General features: G+C 39.3%; 21 protein-coding genes. 5 read left to right on the forward strand and 16 right to left on the reverse strand.

All coding sequences use genetic code 11. The features are described 5' to 3' along the window. Nucleotides 1–28: 28 nt before the first annotated feature. From HWV02_RS14705 to HWV02_RS14740, 8 genes are all read right to left on the reverse strand, one after another. Nucleotides 29–643 carry an energy transducer TonB gene (locus HWV02_RS14705; RefSeq protein WP_211676519.1) on the reverse strand — a complete coding sequence of 205 codons (615 nt, stop codon included), beginning with the start codon at nt 641–643 and terminating at the stop codon, nt 29–31. Next, complete coding sequence (locus HWV02_RS14710; RefSeq protein ID WP_211676520.1) at nt 643–1047, reverse strand: biopolymer transporter ExbD; 405 nt, start codon at nt 1045–1047, stop codon at nt 643–645. Before HWV02_RS14710 ends, HWV02_RS14705 begins: the two co-directional genes overlap by 1 nt. A gap of 2 nt (nt 1048–1049) precedes the next feature. After that, complete coding sequence (locus tag HWV02_RS14715; RefSeq protein WP_211676521.1) at nt 1050–1592, reverse strand: MotA/TolQ/ExbB proton channel family protein; 543 nt, start codon at nt 1590–1592, stop codon at nt 1050–1052. Nucleotides 1593–1595: 3 nt separating this feature from the next. After that, on the reverse strand, nt 1596–3065 hold the full coding sequence (locus HWV02_RS14720; protein ID WP_211688423.1) for a MotA/TolQ/ExbB proton channel family protein: 1470 nt from the start codon (nt 3063–3065) through the stop codon (nt 1596–1598). Beyond that, on the reverse strand, nt 3062–3868 hold the full coding sequence (locus HWV02_RS14725; protein WP_211676523.1) for a DUF3450 domain-containing protein: 807 nt from the start codon (nt 3866–3868) through the stop codon (nt 3062–3064). Before HWV02_RS14725 ends, HWV02_RS14720 begins: the two co-directional genes overlap by 4 nt. Nucleotides 3869–3983: 115 nt before the next feature. Then, a complete protein-coding gene (locus tag HWV02_RS14730; RefSeq protein WP_211688424.1) occupies nt 3984–6059 on the reverse strand; it encodes a TonB-dependent siderophore receptor in 2076 nt (691 codons plus the stop codon). Between the two features lie 252 nt (nt 6060–6311). After that, nucleotides 6312–7649 (reverse strand): ATP-binding protein, encoded by a 1338-nt coding sequence (locus HWV02_RS14735; protein WP_255546833.1) that lies wholly within the window; start codon nt 7647–7649, stop codon nt 6312–6314. Nucleotides 7650–7705: 56 nt separating this feature from the next. Beyond that, nucleotides 7706–8377, reverse strand: coding sequence for a response regulator transcription factor (locus HWV02_RS14740; RefSeq protein WP_211672176.1), 672 nt, complete (start codon nt 8375–8377; stop codon nt 7706–7708). 229 nt (nt 8378–8606) lie between these two features. Between HWV02_RS14740 and HWV02_RS14745 the strand changes: the two genes are divergently transcribed. After that, nucleotides 8607–8951: a PilZ domain-containing protein gene (locus HWV02_RS14745; RefSeq protein WP_211676526.1), complete on the forward strand. Its 345-nt coding sequence runs from the start codon at nt 8607–8609 to the stop codon at nt 8949–8951. Nucleotides 8952–9023: 72 nt separating this feature from the next. On the opposite strand, the gene HWV02_RS14750 is transcribed toward HWV02_RS14745, so the two are convergent. Next, entirely contained in the window at nt 9024–9791 is a 768-nt protein-coding gene (locus HWV02_RS14750) for a DUF4377 domain-containing protein (protein WP_211688426.1), read from the reverse strand. A gap of 144 nt (nt 9792–9935) precedes the next feature. On the opposite strand from HWV02_RS14750, the gene HWV02_RS14755 reads away from it, so the two are divergent. After that, complete coding sequence (locus HWV02_RS14755; RefSeq protein ID WP_255550354.1) at nt 9936–10979, forward strand: transporter substrate-binding domain-containing protein; 1044 nt, start codon at nt 9936–9938, stop codon at nt 10977–10979. Here the strand turns inward: HWV02_RS14755 and HWV02_RS14760 are convergent. Then, on the reverse strand, nt 10976–11419 hold the full coding sequence (locus tag HWV02_RS14760) for a MarR family winged helix-turn-helix transcriptional regulator (RefSeq protein ID WP_211688430.1): 444 nt from the start codon (nt 11417–11419) through the stop codon (nt 10976–10978). The genes HWV02_RS14755 and HWV02_RS14760 overlap by 4 nt on opposite strands. Nucleotides 11420–11949: 530 nt before the next feature. On the opposite strand from HWV02_RS14760, the gene HWV02_RS14765 reads away from it, so the two are divergent. Both HWV02_RS14765 and HWV02_RS14770 read left to right on the forward strand, forming a co-directional pair. Then, the gene (locus HWV02_RS14765; RefSeq protein WP_370629433.1) at nt 11950–12621 is read left to right on the forward strand and encodes a methyl-accepting chemotaxis protein; all 672 of its coding nucleotides are present in this window, start codon (nt 11950–11952) and stop codon (nt 12619–12621) included. Nucleotides 12622–12626: 5 nt separating this feature from the next. After that, complete coding sequence (locus tag HWV02_RS14770) at nt 12627–12926, forward strand: MGMT family protein (RefSeq protein WP_211676531.1); 300 nt, start codon at nt 12627–12629, stop codon at nt 12924–12926. 18 nt (nt 12927–12944) lie between these two features. Here the strand turns inward: HWV02_RS14770 and HWV02_RS14775 are convergent, their stop codons facing one another. The 3 genes from HWV02_RS14775 to HWV02_RS14785 form a co-directional block, all read right to left on the reverse strand. Then, nucleotides 12945–14531: a phosphoethanolamine transferase gene (locus HWV02_RS14775; RefSeq protein WP_211688434.1), complete on the reverse strand. Its 1587-nt coding sequence runs from the start codon at nt 14529–14531 to the stop codon at nt 12945–12947. A gap of 319 nt (nt 14532–14850) precedes the next feature. Further along, entirely contained in the window at nt 14851–15123 is a 273-nt protein-coding gene (locus HWV02_RS14780) for an acylphosphatase (protein WP_211672183.1), read from the reverse strand. A 211-nt stretch (nt 15124–15334) separates the two neighbouring features. Beyond that, nucleotides 15335–16462, reverse strand: a complete 1128-nt coding sequence (locus HWV02_RS14785) for a M14-type cytosolic carboxypeptidase (protein ID WP_211676532.1) — start codon at nt 16460–16462, stop codon at nt 15335–15337. Between the two features lie 391 nt (nt 16463–16853). On the opposite strand from HWV02_RS14785, the gene HWV02_RS14790 reads away from it, so the two are divergent. Continuing rightward, the gene (locus HWV02_RS14790) at nt 16854–17699 is read left to right on the forward strand and encodes an alpha/beta fold hydrolase (RefSeq protein ID WP_211676533.1); all 846 of its coding nucleotides are present in this window, start codon (nt 16854–16856) and stop codon (nt 17697–17699) included. A 99-nt stretch (nt 17700–17798) separates the two neighbouring features. On the opposite strand, the gene HWV02_RS14795 is transcribed toward HWV02_RS14790, so the two are convergent. From HWV02_RS14795 to HWV02_RS14805, 3 genes are all read right to left on the reverse strand, one after another. Continuing rightward, nucleotides 17799–18245, reverse strand: coding sequence for an Hsp20 family protein (locus HWV02_RS14795; protein ID WP_211688436.1), 447 nt, complete (start codon nt 18243–18245; stop codon nt 17799–17801). Nucleotides 18246–18414: 169 nt separating this feature from the next. Next, complete coding sequence (locus tag HWV02_RS14800; protein WP_211672187.1) at nt 18415–18867, reverse strand: Hsp20 family protein; 453 nt, start codon at nt 18865–18867, stop codon at nt 18415–18417. Between the two features lie 296 nt (nt 18868–19163). Further along, complete coding sequence (locus tag HWV02_RS14805) at nt 19164–19355, reverse strand: hypothetical protein (RefSeq protein ID WP_211672188.1); 192 nt, start codon at nt 19353–19355, stop codon at nt 19164–19166. Between the last annotated feature and the right edge of the window lie 23 nt (nt 19356–19378).

Consider the following 19378-nt stretch of genomic DNA (forward strand, 5'->3'; position numbering starts at 1 on the left):
CTGCTTTTCAGCTTATTTAAATAATGAATCATCGTTCTAATTTAAACTCCAAGGTGACCGTCTGATTAACTTGCATGATAGCTTTCCCCTCTTCCAACTTGGGTTGGTACTTCCATTTTCGTAATGCTTTCATTGCCGACTTTTCAAATAAACGTCTTGGTTTCGCATCCATTACTTTGATATCAATAGGACGGCCCAAAGTATCAATGGTAAATGACAGTTTAACCCAGCCCTGTGCGCCTTGTTTCATGGCGCGTGATGGGTAACGCGGTTCAACACGATACAAAGGCATTGCTTGCTGGTTAGCACTAAACTCACCAATTGCAGGCAAGCCAACTTCGACACCAATACTGGCCATATCAATACCAAGTACAGGCATATCAGGTAATGCGAGCGCTTTAACCTCTGCATTCGCAACGGATATGCTGTCTGTGGGTGGCGGTGCATTTTTTGGTTGTTCGGGCAACGCACGTTGACGACGGTTAACATCACGCTCTTGATCGACCATAACAATGTCGAACGCTTGTGCAGTCGATTCTTCAGGTTTACCAGAATGGCCGTTATCCACCATCCATGCCATTACGGTGAACAAAACTAATGTCATCGCTAAAGCCAGCGGTACAGCCAGTAAAAAACGTAACATTAAGACTTCTCCACCGCCAATGCGATACCGCTCACACCCGCACCATTCGCCGCATCCATCACTTTAACAACAGTGCCATTGAACGCATGTTCATCGGCTTGGATAACTAAAGAGGCATCAGGTTGAGACAGTAACAAGTGCTCTAATGTTGCCTGTACACGCTCAACATCCACCATACGTTTATCAATATAGATGTCATTGTTCGCGGTAATGGCAATAAAGATACCTGCACCCGCTTGGCTAACCACATTACTTGCCTGAGGACGGTTAACTTCCACACCTGATTCACGAACAAATGAACTTGTTACGATAAAAAATATCAGCATGATAAACACGATATCTAACATCGAGGTCATATCAATTTGTGCATCTTCACGCGCGGCTGAACGACGATTAAATCTCATATTCATTCCTTAATAGATAGTCTTAACAATTTTTCTAATCTGCTATATCGTGTATCACAAGCTTTGGTTAATCGTGCATGAGCAAACATACCTGCAAGTGCTGCAACCATGCCCGCCATTGTTGGCAAGGTCGCTAACGAAATCCCTGCTGCCATTAACTTAGGTTCACTGCTACCTAATGTCGCCATAACATCAAACACACTAATCATGCCCGTCACTGTGCCTAACAGCCCTAACATAGGGCAAATAGCCACCAGCACTTTCAAAAAGCTGAGGTTTTGCTGCAATGCTTGCTGTGCCTGTAACAACCAACCAGCCCGAATGGCTTGAGCATGCCATGAGCCTTGCTCTGAACGTACTTGCCAACGTGCTAACAAGTCACTTTGTAACGCAGGGAAATAACAATACAAATACAACAACCGTTCCATCACGCAAAACCAACACAACATAACAATAGCGGCAAGCCAATACAGTATTGGTCCCCCCTGTTGCATAAATTGATTGACGCTTTCAAGCCAATCAACTGACGTCATATCAAAATGCATAACTTAGCCCACTTGCTGTGTAAAAGGAGTCACGTTCGTGTCATTAACGGCTGCAACAGCTAGTTTTTCAGCTTCTTCTGCAACTAAGCTAATGCCCTGCTTTTCTAAGATATCGCGAATATTATCGGCTTGCGTACTCAGTATGTTATGCGCAAGTAATAACGGCATTGCTGCAACTAAACCTAATACCGTCGTGATCAGTGCCATTGAAATACCACCGGCCATTACTTTTGGATCGCCATTACCAAACTGCGTTATCACTTGGAAGGTTTCAATCATGCCGGTTACTGTCCCCAATAAGCCAAGCATAGGTGCAAGTGCAGCAAGCAATTTCAGCATCGACAAGCCTTTCTCTAATCCTTGTTGCTCATCGACCACGACTTCCATCAAGCGCAGTTCTAACGCTTCGGTGCTATTATGTAATGCCGATTTAACATTGCTATCTACGTATACTTGTAGAATACGGCCTAATGGGTTGTCACCTATCAGACTAGGGTTCGCTAGTTGTTGTCGGATCTTACGTCGAGCAAGCATTAGCTTCACGCCCTGTACCAGTGCAATCAACAAACCAACCATCAACAATGAAATGATCACGTAGCCCACTGTACCGCCATTTTCTAAACGATCTTTTAAGGTTGGGGTATTTTCTAATTGCGTTAGCATCACACCGCGCGATGGGTCCAATACAAGGATATTACCGATTACATCAGCATTGATAAGATCTGCCGCAACAGGACCTTTCTCTGGCTGCTTTAGGTAAGCTGTCGCAGTTTGTTTTTCACCATTCCAAGTGAGATAACCTTTCTCACCCACGAGTCCAATACTACCGATACGCACGGCTTGTTTATCTGCTAATTGCCCTGCGCCATCACTCTCAGCAACATTCACCGTTTTGATTTCACCACTTGCTTTAATTTGTTCTGATAACGCTGACCACAGTCCTGTTAGCTGCAACATTGAAGGTAAGGTTTTTGCTGCAACCACATCCACTACAATCGGCGCAAACGTTGCACTATCAATCGCGGTTACTGCGGTACTAATTTCGCTATTTAACTGTTTTGCTGATTGACGTACAACACCAAATAGTTCACCTAAACTACCGGTTTCTAACCGTAAATCCGTTTCTAGCTTCGCTAATTTTTCTTCGTTACGCGTAAACTCTTGGCTTAGCGTTTCAGTTTCATTTTGCAATTGACGTTGTTGCGCTAATAACGCCTGACGTTGCTGTTTAATTTCTTGTTCTGTTAGTTTAAAGCCAGCTTCTCGTTGCGTTAACGCTTTTGTAAGCTGTTTATTATCTTGTTTTGTATCCTTGAGTAATTTTTCACTCACGACTTGCGCGTCATTTTTCAGCGTATCCGCAGCTTCTGCAGAATTAGCAGTCAAAGGATATGCACTAACGGTGAGTGCGCTTAATAGCAATGTCTTTGTTAAAAATAGTTTGGCTTTATTCACTGAAAATCGAGAGTTCATTGGGCATTACCTACACGTTGCGCAGTGGTCACAGGAAGAGAAATTAAGCTGGGTGCAATTTGTTTATTCGCCATTTTGAAGGCTTTATCGATATCATTTGTTTGTTCAGAAACCGTTACCCATACCTTACGTTCGTCATGCCACTGCCAATAATTCTGGCTATCTAAACTGCGCGCAACAAATGCGATACGCCCAAGGTGTAATAGATCAACTGTGATAGTCTTATTTGATGAAGCAAGTGTAATTTTACTTTGGTACACACCCAACTTAGTCCCATAGTCGATTTCAATTTGGTACGCTTCTAAAATACGACGATATTTCTCTGCATCGCTCACATCAGCCTGGGCCATCATGGTATTTAATTTTGCTAAGCGCGCTAGGCGTTGCTCTTTTTTAATTGGCTTGCCAGTATTGATGATGTCATCTAAACCAGTCAGCATTTTGTACATCAAAGGTACTATGCCTTGGCGAGTCGTTTTAATACCTTGCAGTTGTTCATCTAAGCTATTTAATTCTTGGTTTTGATTGTTAACTAATTTAGCAAGATGGTCGCGATATACAGCTAAGTTGTCGACTTCTTCTTGCAGACGCTCTATTTCTGCTTGCATGCTTAAAGTACGATCTGCGCTATTATCAATTTTATACTGGCTACTAGCCGCCGTATTATTCATTTTTTGAGTCAGAGCTTGTGCATGATCAATCGCTTGCGCACTATCATTAGCTTGTGCAAACACGAAAGGACTAAACGTAGCACTGCTCAGTGCAGCCACGAGAACGAGAGAGTAAGATTTATTTAAAAGCATAATTAATCAACATTCGAATTAAAATTTAAAAGGAATAAAACCACAAAAAGCAATAACCGACATCTATGGAATCAAGAGTCGATTATTGCTGTTTATGAAGGCTTAGATTATGTTATTAATAACGTAATTGGATTGAAGCCATGTAGTTACGGCCTTCACCAATGATAGTTTTCTTTTGACTACCACCAGCTAAGTAATCCGTATCAAACAAGTTTTCGATGTTGAAACGTAATACTAGGTCCATGTCTTTGTCGTAATTGATAGTATGAGCAATACCGGTATCAAAACGAGTGTAGCTGTCTTTCTTGTACGTATTTTTCTCGTCACCGAAACGCTCGCCAACATAGATAGCGCCTAAGTTCACATCTGTGTTGTTAGCGAAAGAGTAACGACTCCAAACACTTGCAGAGAATTCAGGCACATCAGCAGGACGGTTACCATTGATTTCAGGATCAAATTCATCATGAATTTTAGCATCTAAATAAGTCATCGAGCCGCTTAGTGAAAATGCTTCTGTGACATAACCTGTAGTACTAAATTCAGCACCACGGTGTACTTGCTTACCTGCTTGTGTCGTTTCAGTTTTATTTTTTGCAATAGATTGTTTAATAACAATATTTTCTTGAGTGATATCAAATATTGCACCTGATACAAACAATTGGTTATCCATTAATTCCCATTTAGAACCAATCTCATATAACGTACCTTTTACAGGGTCAAGCTCCATACCATTATTAATATCTTTAGCGCTATTTACTGGATCTTTTGGTTCAAAGCTTTCTGAGTAAGTTGCATAAATCGAACCATTCTCTTTAGGATGATAAATCAGTCCTAATTTCGGTAATACGTTGCTATACGTATGTTTCTCATTGATTTCACGATCAAAACGTAAACCAGCAAGTACTTGCCACTGATCGTTAATCGTTACCATATCCTGTACATAAATACCGTATGAATCACGTTCAGTTATTGATTTCGTCTTATCATTTTCAGCATTTGTACCACTTGGCTTATCAAATGGCTGACCAACAACACCAGTCAAATCATCACTACTTTCACTTAATTTTGAATAGTAGTAACCTAACCAGTTTGCACCAATTAATGTTTGGTGTTGCATACCAAATGCATCGAATTCACCGACAAAGTCAATAAATGCAGTATTAAATACCCAATGATCAAGACGGTCGTATACTTGATAAGTTACTTCACCAGTTTTAGGGTCATAACTTTTTGGGTCTGTAAAACTTTCAGTATCACGACGTCTGAAATCTTGGTGGTTATAACCGAGTTTCATGTTCAAGTTATCAGATAGCTGTGCAGCAATATCAAAACCAACATTTTCAACGTCATTTTCAATGGTTGACCACTGTGCATCCCAGATGTGCTCTTCACCAAGTACAGGCTTACCATCTTTAATATAAGCACCCGAATCAACACTGCCGTTATCGTTAGTTCGATCGTAATGCACAGATAAAGTTACTTTGTCATTTAAGTCGTAATCAACAAACAAACCACCAACAAAGCGTTCTGTCGATGGTGTGCTACCATCGCCATATGTACGCCATGAATCGTAACTTTGCTTAGATACAACCGCACGAGCACGTAATGTTTGCGCATCATTTAATGAGCCACTCACATCCGCAGTCGTACGAGAATCATTGTTTGAACCTAAATCTTGGCTAATACTTACTTGAGTGTCGTAAGTTGGCTTTTTAGCCACCATGTTCACAAGACCACCAGGTGCTGATTTACCGTAAAGTAGACCTGCTGGACCTTTTAATACTTCAACACGTTCTAGTAATTCAATTGGCTGACGGTAATGAGACCAATGCTGCTTACCGTCACGCAAGAAGCCACTGCTACTTTGTAAATCAAAACCACGTAACTTGAACGATTCACGGTTACGGCTTACACCACCAGCAGAAATACTTGCATCATTTTTAAGTACGTTACCTAGTGTGCTTGCTCTTTGCTCATCAATTAGCTGCTCATCAATAACCGTTACTTGCCCTGGAGTTTCAAGCTGAGTAGCTTCAACACGCATTGCAGTACTATTTGTATCAACTTTATAACCATAATCACGACCTACAACTTCCATGTGCTCATCTGTTTCTACCGTTTCTGTAGAGTAAGCACTTGGCGCTGCAAGTACTGTCGCTATTACGACAGCTAATCGAGTTTTACAAAACATATTCCGTTATCTCCGATTCATTTTTTCATTAATTTAAATTTCACGCCTACTGCTGTAGGTCGACTTAATGAAAAGGAGTCTAATTAATAATCATTACTATTTGTATCAAAATTACATTCTTTGCATTCGTAGTAAATGTAAACATTAATGAAGCAGATAAGTAGGATACTTATCAACCAGTGGCGCACATAAAAACGGCTTATTTCAATATGAAATAAGCCGTTTTTATAAAATATGAGTGATTAATAGCTATTATTGGATAGGGAAACGTAATTTCACCGTGACGCCATTATTTACATTTAGTTCCGCAATGGCTTCACCGCGCATGATAAGCATTGCTTCCTTTACAATCGCAAGTCCAAGTCCGTAACCACCAGACTGTTTATTTCTTGCTTGTTCAATACGTACAAACGGATCAAAAACACGGCATAGTTGCTGTGCCGGTATACCGATGCCATCGTCAGCGATAACAACCTCTACATATTGACCTTGTTGGCTAACAGTTAATACGATAGCAGCATTATCCCCCGCATACTTAATCGCATTATCAAGCACATTTTTTATCGCTCTTAAACATAGACGACTATCAGCAAGAACCATAGGTGTCGTATTATCCAGCTCGACTTGCAGTGATTGTTGTGGTTTTAAATCCATTTCATTCTGCATCACCTGGATCTGACACAAGGATTCAAGCTGTGTTGGCACCAAGTTAACCGATACGTTTTCATGCCCTAAGCGACTAAACTCCAGAATTTCACTGACAAGATTATTCATTTCAGCAGATTCATTATCCAGTTTATCTAATAAATCACCGACCTCATCAGGACAACGTTTCCGTAATAAATGCAAGATCAAACTATGCCTTGCAAGTGGCGTTCTTAATTCATGCGAGACGTCGGTAATGAGCTTTTTCTGCTTACCAATTAAATGATTAATATGCTCAGCCATATCATCCAGATCTTGTGCAAGCTGATTAAACTCGGTCACGCTATTGCCCACTTTATGGGATGCCCGAATGCTAAAATCTCCTTCAGCAAGGCCGCGACTCGCCGCTTTTAAACGATGTAACGGTTGTTGTAAATGCCGCGCGAGTAATAATGAAAATATAACCAGCAATATACTAGTAATGATAAATTGGATGGCCGCAAAATAATAAGGGAAGTAATGTGCCGGATGTTGCTTATCGGAAAACTGAACGATTAACTGATAGCCTGGTCGCAAGGGTAACGAAATAACGGGCTTATTAACTTTGTTCTCTAAAATTGTATCGAGCGGACGAATGTAACGTAATTTGAACTTAAAGTGTGGGTGCATGACCCGCGTACTCACTTCTTCAAGGTTATCGTCGAGTACAAATAAATAACTTGATTGCGCTTCTTCCCACTCCGCTAATTTAGCTCTATCGACATTCCCTTCACTGTCTTTATTATCAAGTAATGCATCAGCTTGCTGCGCAAGATCCAACATCTCCACTTTAACATTAGCGGGCAGATGCAATAACACTCGCACCAAAGCCATTTCAGCGATACTCTGTAGACTAAGAATTAAGACAAGGGTAATAGCAAAATAGCTAAATAATCGAAATGCCAATCCTTGACTATCACCTAAAAAAAACAATCGCCTTGCCGTTTTAACACACCCGAGACTCATATCGCTATACTGCCGACGTGTTCAAAAAAACTATAACCTTTGCCGCGTACCGTTTTAATATGTAATTTAGACAGACCTGATTGCACCATTTTGCGGCGAATATTACTAATGTGCATATCCAAATTACGATCAAATGGGCATAAATCTTTCTTTAATACTTGTTTTTGCAATTCACCTTTCGATACCACAATTTCATGACGTGACACCAGGTACTCAAGTAATTCAGCTTCTGTACCAGTCAGTGATAGACGTGATAGCTGTGTGAGGATTGAACTTTCACCACCTAGGTTTTGCCTTTGCTTTTCTAAACCAACACGACGTAACATCACTTGAATACGCGTTAATAACTCAGGTACATGATAAGGTTTCGCAATATATTGATCCGCACCGGCTTGTAAACAATCAAGCATTGCCGTTTCATCCGCCAATGCAGTCAACATTAGAATAGGTGTCGCAAAGCGCTGGCAGATACGTCTTGCCACTTGCAAACCATTAATATTGGGAAGCATGACATCGAGTAATACGAGGTCAACAGGGTGAGACTGTATGTAATCTAGTGCAGTTTCACCACAATGCACACTGTGCACCTGATAACCATCTTCCATTAAAACTTCAGTGAGTAATTCACACAGTTGTATATCATCATCTACGATGAGAATTTGCGACACAGTTAAAAACACCTTAACAATAACAATTCGTATTAGTATTTTAATGAAGAAAAGACTGAAGTACAACACACATTCAACTAGGCTTGATGAAAATCAACAGCATAAAAAACATATTATTGCTTTTTTCCTATAATTTATCAGGCTATTTCATTAATTTTAAACTAGATTTGAAGGGGGCAGCTACAGACGTTTGCTAGTTTGCAAATATACATAAAAATATGGATATGCAATGCTTAGTGTAAAAAAAGACCAATCGATAAAAATTAGCCGTGGACACACACGCTTTAGCAATTGGGAACAGTTTCCAGTCTTGTATGTGAGTAAGCTAGGGCTATTTGATTTCTTTAAAATCCCCATTGAAGTTCGTAACATATCGCAATCGGGATTACTGGCAAAAGTAAAAACAAAAAGGAAATTTACTGTAGATGAAAACTTAATCATGGAGTTTGATAACTATTTTACGGAAGTAATCAAAACAACAATAGTGAGGTGGGATCCAGAGCAAGATTTACTTGCGATTAAATTCAGCAGAGAAATGAAATTAATAGAACGCATCGCGCTTAATATGGCTTAATATTCGCCAATATAAGACAATAATAAACCTCACGTGCTTCTTACCGTAAACACGTGAGGTTTTTAGTTTCGATTAATCCCAATCTTCGGCAACAAACTGGATCATCAATTCATCATTTTGATACATATTTAAAAATGGCCATTGCACTTGAATGGCGTTCACAACACCAAGTGCTTGCTGTAATTTCTGCTCTACAGCATTCGCATTTGGATCTGCACAAGCCATAAGCGTTGAACCGACAGGCCCTAATTTTAATAAGGTATTCTGCAATTTTTCATCTTCAAATAAATACTGTACCTGACCAAACATATTATTACAGCCTGAGAAGCCAGACAAACGATCACCAGAAATAGTAATATTAGCGGGTTGCTCAAGTATTACTGGATTTACGTTACCTAAGCCAACAAGTTGTTTAAGGTTCCACTTTCTATTTTCAGTTAACATTGTATGGGGTGCATAATGACGTGGTGTTTTATCTACCTCGGATATCAATGTATACGATGAACTTGACGCGTCAGCAGCCGGGTTTGCCACTTCTGACTTAGCCACAGACAACTTATAAAAAGACCCAGGTACAAATTCAAAACCAGCAATATCGTTATAAAATAACTGCCACTCACTGACCTTGCCATCAATCACTTGATTGACCACCAAGCACTGCATAGGCACAATACCCTGACAAGCTATGCGTTCAGGAGCAACCCAATACATTTCATTCGTCGTTACATCGCTATTTTCAGCAACACCGTTCGTACCGTTATCACTTGAACTCGAACACCCAATGAGTGAACCGCTTAATATTCCCGTTAATAATAACGATACTGGCAATTTAAATTTCATATTAATTAACCTTTTTCCGTTTTCCACTAGACTTGATAGGTAGATAACAACTGACTTTAACTCATTGACCAAGCTCTGAGGATTGTTATGCATCCATTCTCGCACCCGCTCATAAAACTGTGCGTTTTTTGCTATTTATACAGTATGGCATCGTATAGCCATAGTAGTTCAGTCATTAACGTTGGAAGTTATCACTGCCCGCCTTTTGTCATGAGCTTACATCCAAATGGTAGTCCACAATCCACCAGCACAGGACTGAGCATCTTATTGTGGCAACGTGTAGCCGATAGTATCGACCTACAATATGAGATGCGAGATTACACTTTAAAAGGGCTATTAAGTGCCGTTGAAAATGGCAATGTAGAAGTGGGAATATCCTGTATTACTATTACGCCGGAGCGTGAACTACTCATGGATTTTTCACACTCATTTTATGAGACACACCTAGCCATTGCAGTAAAACAAAAAGGCTATCTCGCTTCTTTTGTCGATATCATCACCAATACTACATTATTATTTGCTATTGGTATTATCCTCATATGTGCAGGGCTTATCGGCTGGATATTTTACCTACTCGAACATAAAGTTAATCATAAATTGTATTCAATGCCATCAGCAAGAGCACAATTATTAGAAGCCTTTATTCTTGGCCTCCTATTCATCACCAAAGGTCCTTTCAACTATTTTGAATTTAAAACCTTGAGTGGGCGAGTATTGACGGTATTTTTAGCCATCGCATCCACCTTATTTATTGCCAGCATTACCGCTATGCTAGCCAGTACCTTCACCTTGGGGTTACTCAATACTGATATAAAAAGTCCATATGATCTAATCAAGCTGAATGTCGGGGCCACAGTCTCGACCACGTCTTCTATTTATCTTGATAGTTTAGGAATAATACATCAAGCGTTTACGAACCTTGATGATATGCTAATTGCACTTAATGACGGAAAAATTGACGCTATCGTTGATGATAATGCGGTTTTAAAGTACAAGCTAAAACAAGAAAAACAACAAGGACGTTATCAACAAATATCAGTATTACCTTATCAATTCGAAAAACAAAATTATGGTTTGGCCATTAAAGACAATAGCCCTTACACCGAGCAATTAAACCGAGCACTACTCAATATTCGTCAAAGCCCTGAATGGCAACAAGCCCTTAATCAATACTTCGCCGAACATTAATCAGTTAAATTACCTAACAATGCTTCGCAGCTCGCCTTCATCATCAGCAACTCTTCTTTTGGTAAGCCAGCCTGACAAAACATATTGATAGGAATATCTTTTGCTTGCTCCTTTAAGGCTAAGCCAACATCTGTTAGACACAGTATACGAGCACGCTCATCTTCTTTACTTCGCTCTCGACGAATAAGCCCTTTCAACTCTAAGCGCTTTAACAAGGGTGTTAACGTACCGGAATCAAGGTGTAACTGTTCACCTAATACCTTCACACTAATTTTATCTTGCTGCCAAAAAACCAACATAGCTAAATACTGTGGGTAAGTAAGATCGAGTGTTTTTAACATTGGTCGATATGCACGAACCATCGCATTCGTCGCACTGTATAAGGCAAAACAAACCTGATTATCTAAGTGCAATATCGTCTCTTCATTCATTTCTGACATCAGGGTAACCTCTCTTAACTGCCTTGCGCACAATATACTTAACTTTTTATAAATGTCGACCCGTTTTAAAAAATATAACAAGAATGATTAAGTAAATCGCAGCTGATGCCGATAATACAAAAAGACTACTATTTAACTATAGTCAAATAGTCATCTCAAGGATAAAGAATAACTATATAATGAATAAGAAGAAAAATAAATTATCTCTTATTACAATTTACGGTCTAATTATTGCTTAAGAATATTCAGCGGGATCTATTTTGCCGCTATAAATTATAAACGACTAAAAAAGGCAGATCTAAGCTATGTTTAATTTTTTTAACACTAATAAAGTCCCTCTTGGACAAGTTCTTATCTCAGAAACAGACTTAGTGGCACTGCAAAGTAAAGCACAACTTTTAGACCAACTACAAAGTAGTGGCCTATTATCTATAGCCCAAGAAATCACTCAAAATGCACACAAAGTCAATCAATCCTCGGCACACAGACTTAACAACGTAGAGAAAAATTTCGATTTAATTCAAGGGTTTATGGAGCAGTCAAAGGGTATAGAAAACCTTTCAAATGATTCGTTCAATTCTGCACAAAGTACCGCAAATATCTCTCAGACTGGTATTCAACAGCTTGAAGAATTGACAGGTAACATCACAAACTCTGCACAATACATTGCTGAGTTTACCGTACTGCTCGCTAACCTAGACGAGAACAATAAAAACATTGGTCAATTAGTTGACTCTATTAAAGGCATTGCCGACCAAACCAACCTACTTGCGCTAAATGCGGCAATTGAAGCGGCACGAGCAGGTGAACATGGTCGTGGATTTGCCGTGGTGGCCGATGAAGTACGCGCTCTTGCGAATACAGCAAACCAATCTGCAGACCAGATCCAAGGTGAAATGAAAAAAATCATGGATATTTCAGCGGCGATCATTGATAAACAAAAACAGGTAACAAATATTATTGATGACAGTGTTGATATCGCGACAGTGACGATGCAAAGTTTGCAAGAGCTCGTATCTCAAGCTCATTCAAGTTCGAGCTTAGTAGAACAAACCATTAGTCAAGTACAGCAACAGTTAAGTCATTCACACAGTATTACAACCGGTATGGAAGCATTAATTAGTGACACTAAAGATGCCCTTAACGGCTCATCAAGTAATGTTAATTTAGGTGAGCAACTGGTGACCAAACTGCGTTTTTAATTAATATGAATAATTTTGATTTGCAAGTATTTGCTCTGGTGTATCAAGTACCTGCAGGTAAGGTTGCCACCTATGGCGATATCGCTAAGTTAGCGGGCATGCCAAGTCACGCACGCCAGGTTGGTAAAGTGCTTAGTCGCTTACCAACCGACAGCAAGCTGCCTTGGCATCGTATTGTAAATAGCCAAGGCAAAATATCACTGCAAGGTAGCCGTGGTGATTATCAAAGACAACAGCTTGCCGCTGAAGGTATTCCCCTCTCTGCGCACGGCACTATTTCACTAAAGAAATACAGAGTTTTGTAGGGGAATGTAGGGGTCTAGTTACAAACGACAACTCGCAGTAATATCTAAATCTTGGTTTATTACACTACTTTCAACACCGTAAAATCCGAGTAGCGTATGAAATAGGTTATCGTGAGAAAAAGTCCCGGCTTGTGCTTTTTCTATCAAGCAGTTTTTATTAATACCTTTGGCATCGGCATATTGCTGAGGTATCCACATAAATAAAGGCACTTGTGTTTGTTCTATAGGAGCGAAAGAATAAGGCGTGCCATGCAAGTATAAGCCGTTCTCACCCAGTGACTCACCATGGTCAGACATATACATCAAGGCAACGTTATAATCGTTTGCATAACTTTGTAATTTTTTAATTGTTTCGGCAATTACATAATCAGTATAAGCGAGCGTGTTGTCATAAGTATTGACAATTTCGTCGTCAGAACAATTTTCAATATCACTTTGGTTACATGATGGAGTAAATAATTCTTTTTGTTGCGGATAACGCTTCCAATAGGTAGGCCCATGACTACCTATTATGTGCATAGCGATTAACTTGTTTCCCTTTAGTTCTTCGACTTCATCATCAAATGATTTCAACATTATTTCATCATAACAAACTGAATTGTCACATACATCACGATACTGTGAAGCATCAATGCTAATTTTGGTTAGCCTTTTTGCGACGCCTTTATCACCACCATCATTATCTTTCCATAATACGTTTACACCGGCATATTTTAATACATCAAGCACATCATCTTGGCTGTTAGCGCGGTTTTTATCATAATTACTACGATTTAGGTTTGAGAACATACACGGTAGTGAATGTGCGGTTGAAGTGCCGCAAGATGAGACATCTTTAAAAGAAATGATGCCCATATCTTCAGTATAAGGATTTGTATTACGCGAATAGCCATTATACCCAATATTCATAGAGCGAGCGGTTTCACCGACAATTAATACCATCAGGGTTGGTTTCCCATTGCTCGCGAGTAATTGCGTCGCGTCTGTCCCTTGGGTTTTATAAGTGAATTTTTCAGTAAACACTTCTTTCTTTATATATTTAACACTATTAAAAATATGCGCAGGCACAATCATTTTATTCAGGTAAGCGTTGTTACGACCTACCGAAGCATAATCTTTATAAAAAAAGCCGAGAATTAACAGGATGATGAGAGTAGCCGATATAATTAACATTAAGCGTTTTAAAATACGCTTAAGTAAGGTTTCTTGGGTATTAAAGCGTATTAAGGCGATTAATACGGCTGGAATAACACCTATAAAGAATAGGTAACTAATAGACGATAAATTTATATAGGAAGACATTTCACTGGTGTTAGTTTCAATAACATTTTCAACCATCGAATAGTCAAATAAAACCCCATATTTTAATGTTGCATAAGAAGCAATTGCGGATGATACAAGTACAAAAATAAAAAATGGTTTCGCGAAGTAAGGAATTGCAAATAACGAAAAAATAATAAAAAAGGCGCAACTTAATACTACCGGTGCGGTATATACAAATAACCAACTGTTCGTGTGTTCCGTGATATCAATTAGACGTGCGCTAATAGGTATATTAAGTACAAAACCAAAATAAAAAGAATACAGTAATAAAAACGTTGTCATACTGATATTAATACGAAATTTGCATAATTGAGTAAGGCAGCTAGTTATATTAGTTAAGGAAACGTTTAGCTTTGTTGTGAGTAGATTTTTCATTGTTATCCAGTGATGACCATAAACCAAGTAAATGCGGTTAAGTAAGCGCACACGGTCCTTTCCTTCGACCCTTGAATTTTAGATTAGAGTTGATACATAACTATTTTAAACATAATTTATGTACATTTTTGTCGATAAGCTGCAGGTTTAGTCTGCTTATCTTACCGAGATGTGCATATCAGGCAGGTGAATCGCTTTATAGTTCATACAAAAGGAAGGTAATTAATTAGCCCTGAGTAAAATTTGGCAATTTTTTATAATCAATAGCGGTGATTTCTAATGCATCGACCTGTGCTGCATCCGGTCCCTCTCGCAACCATAAAATAAGCTTATCTCGCTCAGTTTTATCGCCAAAGACCTGTACTTCGACATCTCCGTTTTTCAGGTTAATTGCGTGCCCGGTTAAACCGAGTTGCTGCGCCTGCTCCACTGTTGCATAACGAAAGCCGACCATTTGTACTCTACCATGCACTATGATCTGGTTACCTTCTTGTGACATAACCCCATATCCCCTACCAAATTTGGTCAGTATTTATGGAGTATATGTCTAAATTCGCTATTTAGACCACGTTAATTAATTCAACAAGCCGATATGCCTCACAAAACCTTTACTATCGCGAATTTTAGATACAAAAAAGCCCGTAAATACTGTTTATAAAACAACGAGTACGCACGGGCTTTATGCCTTAGCCTTTAATAACTAAAGCCGATTAACGTAAATCGTCAACCACAGCGAGCATAGCCACTAATGATGCTTCACCAAGCTTAATAGAACGCTCTGGTGACCAACCCATCATAGGATCAGGTAAGTTATCATTGTCTTTAAATGGCATTTCCATAGTGTTTGCAAGGCAATCAAACTCTTCTGCTACCCAGTTAGTTGCCACTGTCATGTTGGCTGTACCTGGTGCATCAACGTCATAACCAAATTCAGATTGGAAATCTGCACTTGCCAGTTTGAACACGTCAGAGAAACGGTCACGTAGTTTCGCTAATCTGTCGTTATAACTTGGCGTACCTTGTGAACCCGCAAGGAATACAAAAGGTAGAGCTTCATCACCGTGTACGTCATAGAATAAATCAACGCCAGTTTCTTTCATCTTATTAATGGTATGGAATACTTCTGGGCTTTTTTCTAGACTTGGGTTTAACCATTCACGGTTAAGGTTTACACCTAATGCATTGGTACGTAGATGACCACGTGCGCTGCCGTCTGGATTCATGTTTGGTACGATGTAGAAGTTAGCTTTGTCTAATAATGCTTTACCCGTTGGGTTATCACTATCAAGTAAGCTATGCATTAAACCATCAACTAACCATTCAGCCATCGTTTCACCTGGATGCTGACGCGCAGTGATCCAGATGTTACGCTTACCTTCAGCGCCATCGCCGATCTTAACTAAAGTTAAATCACGCTTATCAATCGTTTCACCAAGATGCTCTAAGCTTACTAATGGGTGCATTTGCACTGCAGCAAGTAGATCTAGATGACGTTCGTAGCTGTACGGTGCAAAGTAAGCAATCTGCATTGACTCACAATCCATTTCAGCAATGATAGTTAATTTACCATTTTTATAAAAAGTTGGAATACGGAACCAGTGCTGACGATCGTATGAGGCAACAGCTTGGTAGTTTTCCCAGCCTTCTAGGTAAGCCGCTTCTCCTGCATTAAGGATATTAAGTGTGTATTGCTCACCGACTACACCGTCAATACGGAAGTTAAACCATTGGAAAAATTCTTCACCCACATCAGGGCGAATTGCAAGTTGTACATCATTTTTGTCATCTAAATTAATGACTTCAATATTACCAGCATCAAAATTAGCGGTGATCCGCATACGACTTCCTTAATTCATTTTTGAAATTAACTTAAGCATAAACGATCCCGCTGTCACTGGGTAGAGAAGATGTTTACTAATGACCCTAAAAACCTTATTTAATTTCCAATACAGAACAGAAGTCAGCATAAATAATTAGATACGGGCATCTATAAGTCATAAACCGATATACCAAATAATTTAACATCGCACCTCCCTTGCACATTTAATACCTACTTAGTTATAAATTAAATGCTTAGTGAGTTCAACGCTAGCATTAAAAGTACGGTCATGCTAAAACACGCGAAAATCCTAAATACATACAGAATAAATATTAAGCGCGTTTTGACGCGTTTCAAACATAAAAAATAGCACGACCGTTCGCTTAAAGGTGTTATTTAAGGAATTTACGATGAGCAGTAGCATTTATTTTAATACTCGAAACAAATTCACAATCCGCCGCAGCATGATCAATATCGGCACTCGATTACATCACAGCATTGCACCCGCTCATGCGTTAAAAACAGCGCAGAACTTATTGTTAACCCCCGTACGTAGTACATCCAAAAATGAAGATCCGGTTGGATTATTAAAATCCACACATATGACATCTGAAGGCCGACTAAATACCTATCAAATGGGTAACGGACCCGTTTGGGTCTTAAGCCACGGTTGGTCTGGTAGTGCCAGTCAATTCTTTCCGTTGATGGAGCATATTGCCAAACAAGGTTTTACTGCGCTGGCCTACGATCATCCTGCACACGGGCAAAGTGAAGGGCGTCACGCTCACCTGCCCGCATTTGTACAAGCATTCGATGAAATCGTCGATAATATTGATGACGTAGTAGGTATCATTGCACATAGCATTGGATCGACAATCGTCTTAGAGAGTCGTCACCCTAAAGTACAAGCCTTACCCTTCTTATTAATTGCACCTGTATTAAACTATGTTGAAAGCTTATATGACACTGTTGGTAGTTCTGGCTATTCAATGAAATTATTTGGTGAGATGATAAAAAAAATTGAAAACCAATATGACTATAGGCTAGAGACGATCAACCCCTATAAAACACTCATATCTCGTCAGCAAAAAACCATTATAGTGCATGATGAGCATGATAAATTTGCCAATTTCAGCACCTCAGAATTAGCCGCAAAAGAAGCAAATACTATCGATTTAGTCACAACACAAGGACAAGGACATGGCCGAGTACTTAATTGTGATTTAACGTTAACTGCATTTGATAATTTAGTTTAATCCTCAATTATAACTTACCATCCTCCTAGCCTAAAAAACAAAAAGCGCATCATTATTGATGCGCTTAACGTGTTTAAAACAAAACTTTACTGGCCAGATTTAAGCGCCAATAGTCACCTTACGAGGTTGCAATGCTTCGGGCACCTGACGTTGTAGATTAATCGTCAGTAATCCTTTAGCCATTTCAGCACCCAATACATGTACATGGTCGGCGAGTGCAAATTTACGGCTAAAATCCGCTTGATTAATGCCTTGATGCAACAATGTTGAAGTGACTTCTACTGGCTGCTTTTTACCGGTAACAACCAACTCATCAGCCGTCACAGTAATATCGATCTCTTCGAGTGAGAAACCAGCTAGCGCCAGTGTAATCTGATAATCTAACTCACCTGTGTGAGTTATGTTATAACGTGGATAGTTCGCATCTAACATACGCTGTGATGCTAATTGCTGTTCAACTAATTTTTGTGCCATGTTAGCAAAGCGATCAAAGCCAACCGCGTGGCGATATAGGGGTGCAAAATCAAATGTAGTCGTTGTAGTCATCTCTATTTTCCTCAAACAATAGATAGCTATAAGCCTGCTGAGCAGCACTTATATACCCAAGCCTTTCAGATACTTGGGGGGAACAGGCTTAATGAAAGAATTCCCACTAAGCCGAATATAATTTATAAGGTTAATGACACTGCCAATCTATAACAGTGTTTGTGCAGTATTATTCTGCAGATAAGGTTTTAGCGCCGTTAATGGCTATTTTACGTGGTTTCATTGCGTCTGGTAACTGGCGTTCTAAATCGATATATAACAAGCCATTTCGCATGTCTGCCCCGTTGACAAAAACATGATCGGCAAGCTCGAATTTACGTTCAAAGTTACGTTCAGCAATACCGCGGTGTAAGAAAGTACGTTGATCGTCTTCTTTCGCCACAGACTCTTTCGTGCCTTTTACTAATAATTCATTATTTTGGGTTGAAATATCGATTTCCGCTTCGTCAAAACCTGCGACAGCCATCGTAATGCGATAGTTATTGTCATCAAGTTGTTCGATGTTATACGGAGGAAAGTTATTACCAGATTGGCGGTTTGATGCAGCCGTTTCAGCAAGTGCTGCTAAACGTTCAAAGCCAATTGCACTACGGTATAGGGGAGTGAAGTCAAAAGTACGCATAATTATATTCTCCATTGAGCAATATTATCATAGTCACCAAGCCAAATTATTTTGCGCTTAGCCATGATGTATTTTTATTCCGGTTTATATGTAAAAAGTAAAAACATACTCCGTTAGGCAGTTGCTGTTTACTTTACGTTAGGCCTCGTAAGCGCCTAATTAATAGATGTGGATTACACGATTTGTTTTCAAGTAAAAAGCTTTAATTAATTCCAACAAAAACATAAGGCAATGAAATACAAGCAATAAACATCTTAAATTTATTACTTATATTTTCACCTCTATTATTACTATCATTAAAATTGCATGCTATTTTCGTGTGATGCGTTCTCATACACAGAAGCGTTATCCATCAACGCATACAGCTCATCTTTTTGACGACTATCACGTCGAGCACGTTTATGAGCCTTACGATCTGATGGCATAATGCCGTCGTCGTCAACACGTTGCGCTGATTTTTTTTTAAACTTCTGATCTAATTTAGCCATATTATTTCCTGCTTATATCTTTC

Origin of the sequence: Moritella sp. 28, from assembly GCF_018219435.1 — a bacterium.
GTDB lineage: Bacteria > Pseudomonadota > Gammaproteobacteria > Enterobacterales > Moritellaceae > Moritella.

Excerpts from the sequence above, each read along its gene's own strand:
- HWV02_RS14705 (WP_211676519.1), bottom strand. The coding sequence starts at position 643 with ATGTTACGTTTTTTACTGGCTGTACCGCTGGCTTTAGCGATGACATTA.
- HWV02_RS14710 (WP_211676520.1), bottom strand. The coding sequence starts at position 1,047 with ATGAGATTTAATCGTCGTTCAGCCGCGCGTGAAGATGCACAAATTGAT.
- HWV02_RS14715 (WP_211676521.1), bottom strand. The coding sequence starts at position 1,592 with ATGCATTTTGATATGACGTCAGTTGATTGGCTTGAAAGCGTCAATCAA.
- HWV02_RS14720 (WP_211688423.1), bottom strand. The coding sequence starts at position 3,065 with ATGAACTCTCGATTTTCAGTGAATAAAGCCAAACTATTTTTAACAAAG.
- HWV02_RS14725 (WP_211676523.1), bottom strand. The coding sequence starts at position 3,868 with ATGCTTTTAAATAAATCTTACTCTCTCGTTCTCGTGGCTGCACTGAGC.
- HWV02_RS14730 (WP_211688424.1), bottom strand. The coding sequence starts at position 6,059 with ATGTTTTGTAAAACTCGATTAGCTGTCGTAATAGCGACAGTACTTGCA.
- HWV02_RS14745 (WP_211676526.1), top strand. The coding sequence starts at position 8,607 with ATGCTTAGTGTAAAAAAAGACCAATCGATAAAAATTAGCCGTGGACAC.
- HWV02_RS14750 (WP_211688426.1), bottom strand. The coding sequence starts at position 9,791 with ATGAAATTTAAATTGCCAGTATCGTTATTATTAACGGGAATATTAAGC.
- HWV02_RS14755 (WP_255550354.1), top strand. The coding sequence starts at position 9,936 with ATGGCATCGTATAGCCATAGTAGTTCAGTCATTAACGTTGGAAGTTAT.
- HWV02_RS14760 (WP_211688430.1), bottom strand. The coding sequence starts at position 11,419 with ATGTCAGAAATGAATGAAGAGACGATATTGCACTTAGATAATCAGGTT.
- HWV02_RS14765 (WP_370629433.1), top strand. The coding sequence starts at position 11,950 with ATGGAGCAGTCAAAGGGTATAGAAAACCTTTCAAATGATTCGTTCAAT.
- HWV02_RS14770 (WP_211676531.1), top strand. The coding sequence starts at position 12,627 with ATGAATAATTTTGATTTGCAAGTATTTGCTCTGGTGTATCAAGTACCT.
- HWV02_RS14775 (WP_211688434.1), bottom strand. The coding sequence starts at position 14,531 with ATGACAACGTTTTTATTACTGTATTCTTTTTATTTTGGTTTTGTACTT.
- HWV02_RS14780 (WP_211672183.1), bottom strand. The coding sequence starts at position 15,123 with ATGTCACAAGAAGGTAACCAGATCATAGTGCATGGTAGAGTACAAATG.
- HWV02_RS14785 (WP_211676532.1), bottom strand. The coding sequence starts at position 16,462 with ATGCGGATCACCGCTAATTTTGATGCTGGTAATATTGAAGTCATTAAT.
- HWV02_RS14790 (WP_211676533.1), top strand. The coding sequence starts at position 16,854 with ATGAGCAGTAGCATTTATTTTAATACTCGAAACAAATTCACAATCCGC.
- HWV02_RS14795 (WP_211688436.1), bottom strand. The coding sequence starts at position 18,245 with ATGACTACAACGACTACATTTGATTTTGCACCCCTATATCGCCACGCG.
- HWV02_RS14800 (WP_211672187.1), bottom strand. The coding sequence starts at position 18,867 with ATGCGTACTTTTGACTTCACTCCCCTATACCGTAGTGCAATTGGCTTT.
- HWV02_RS14805 (WP_211672188.1), bottom strand. The coding sequence starts at position 19,355 with ATGGCTAAATTAGATCAGAAGTTTAAAAAAAAATCAGCGCAACGTGTT.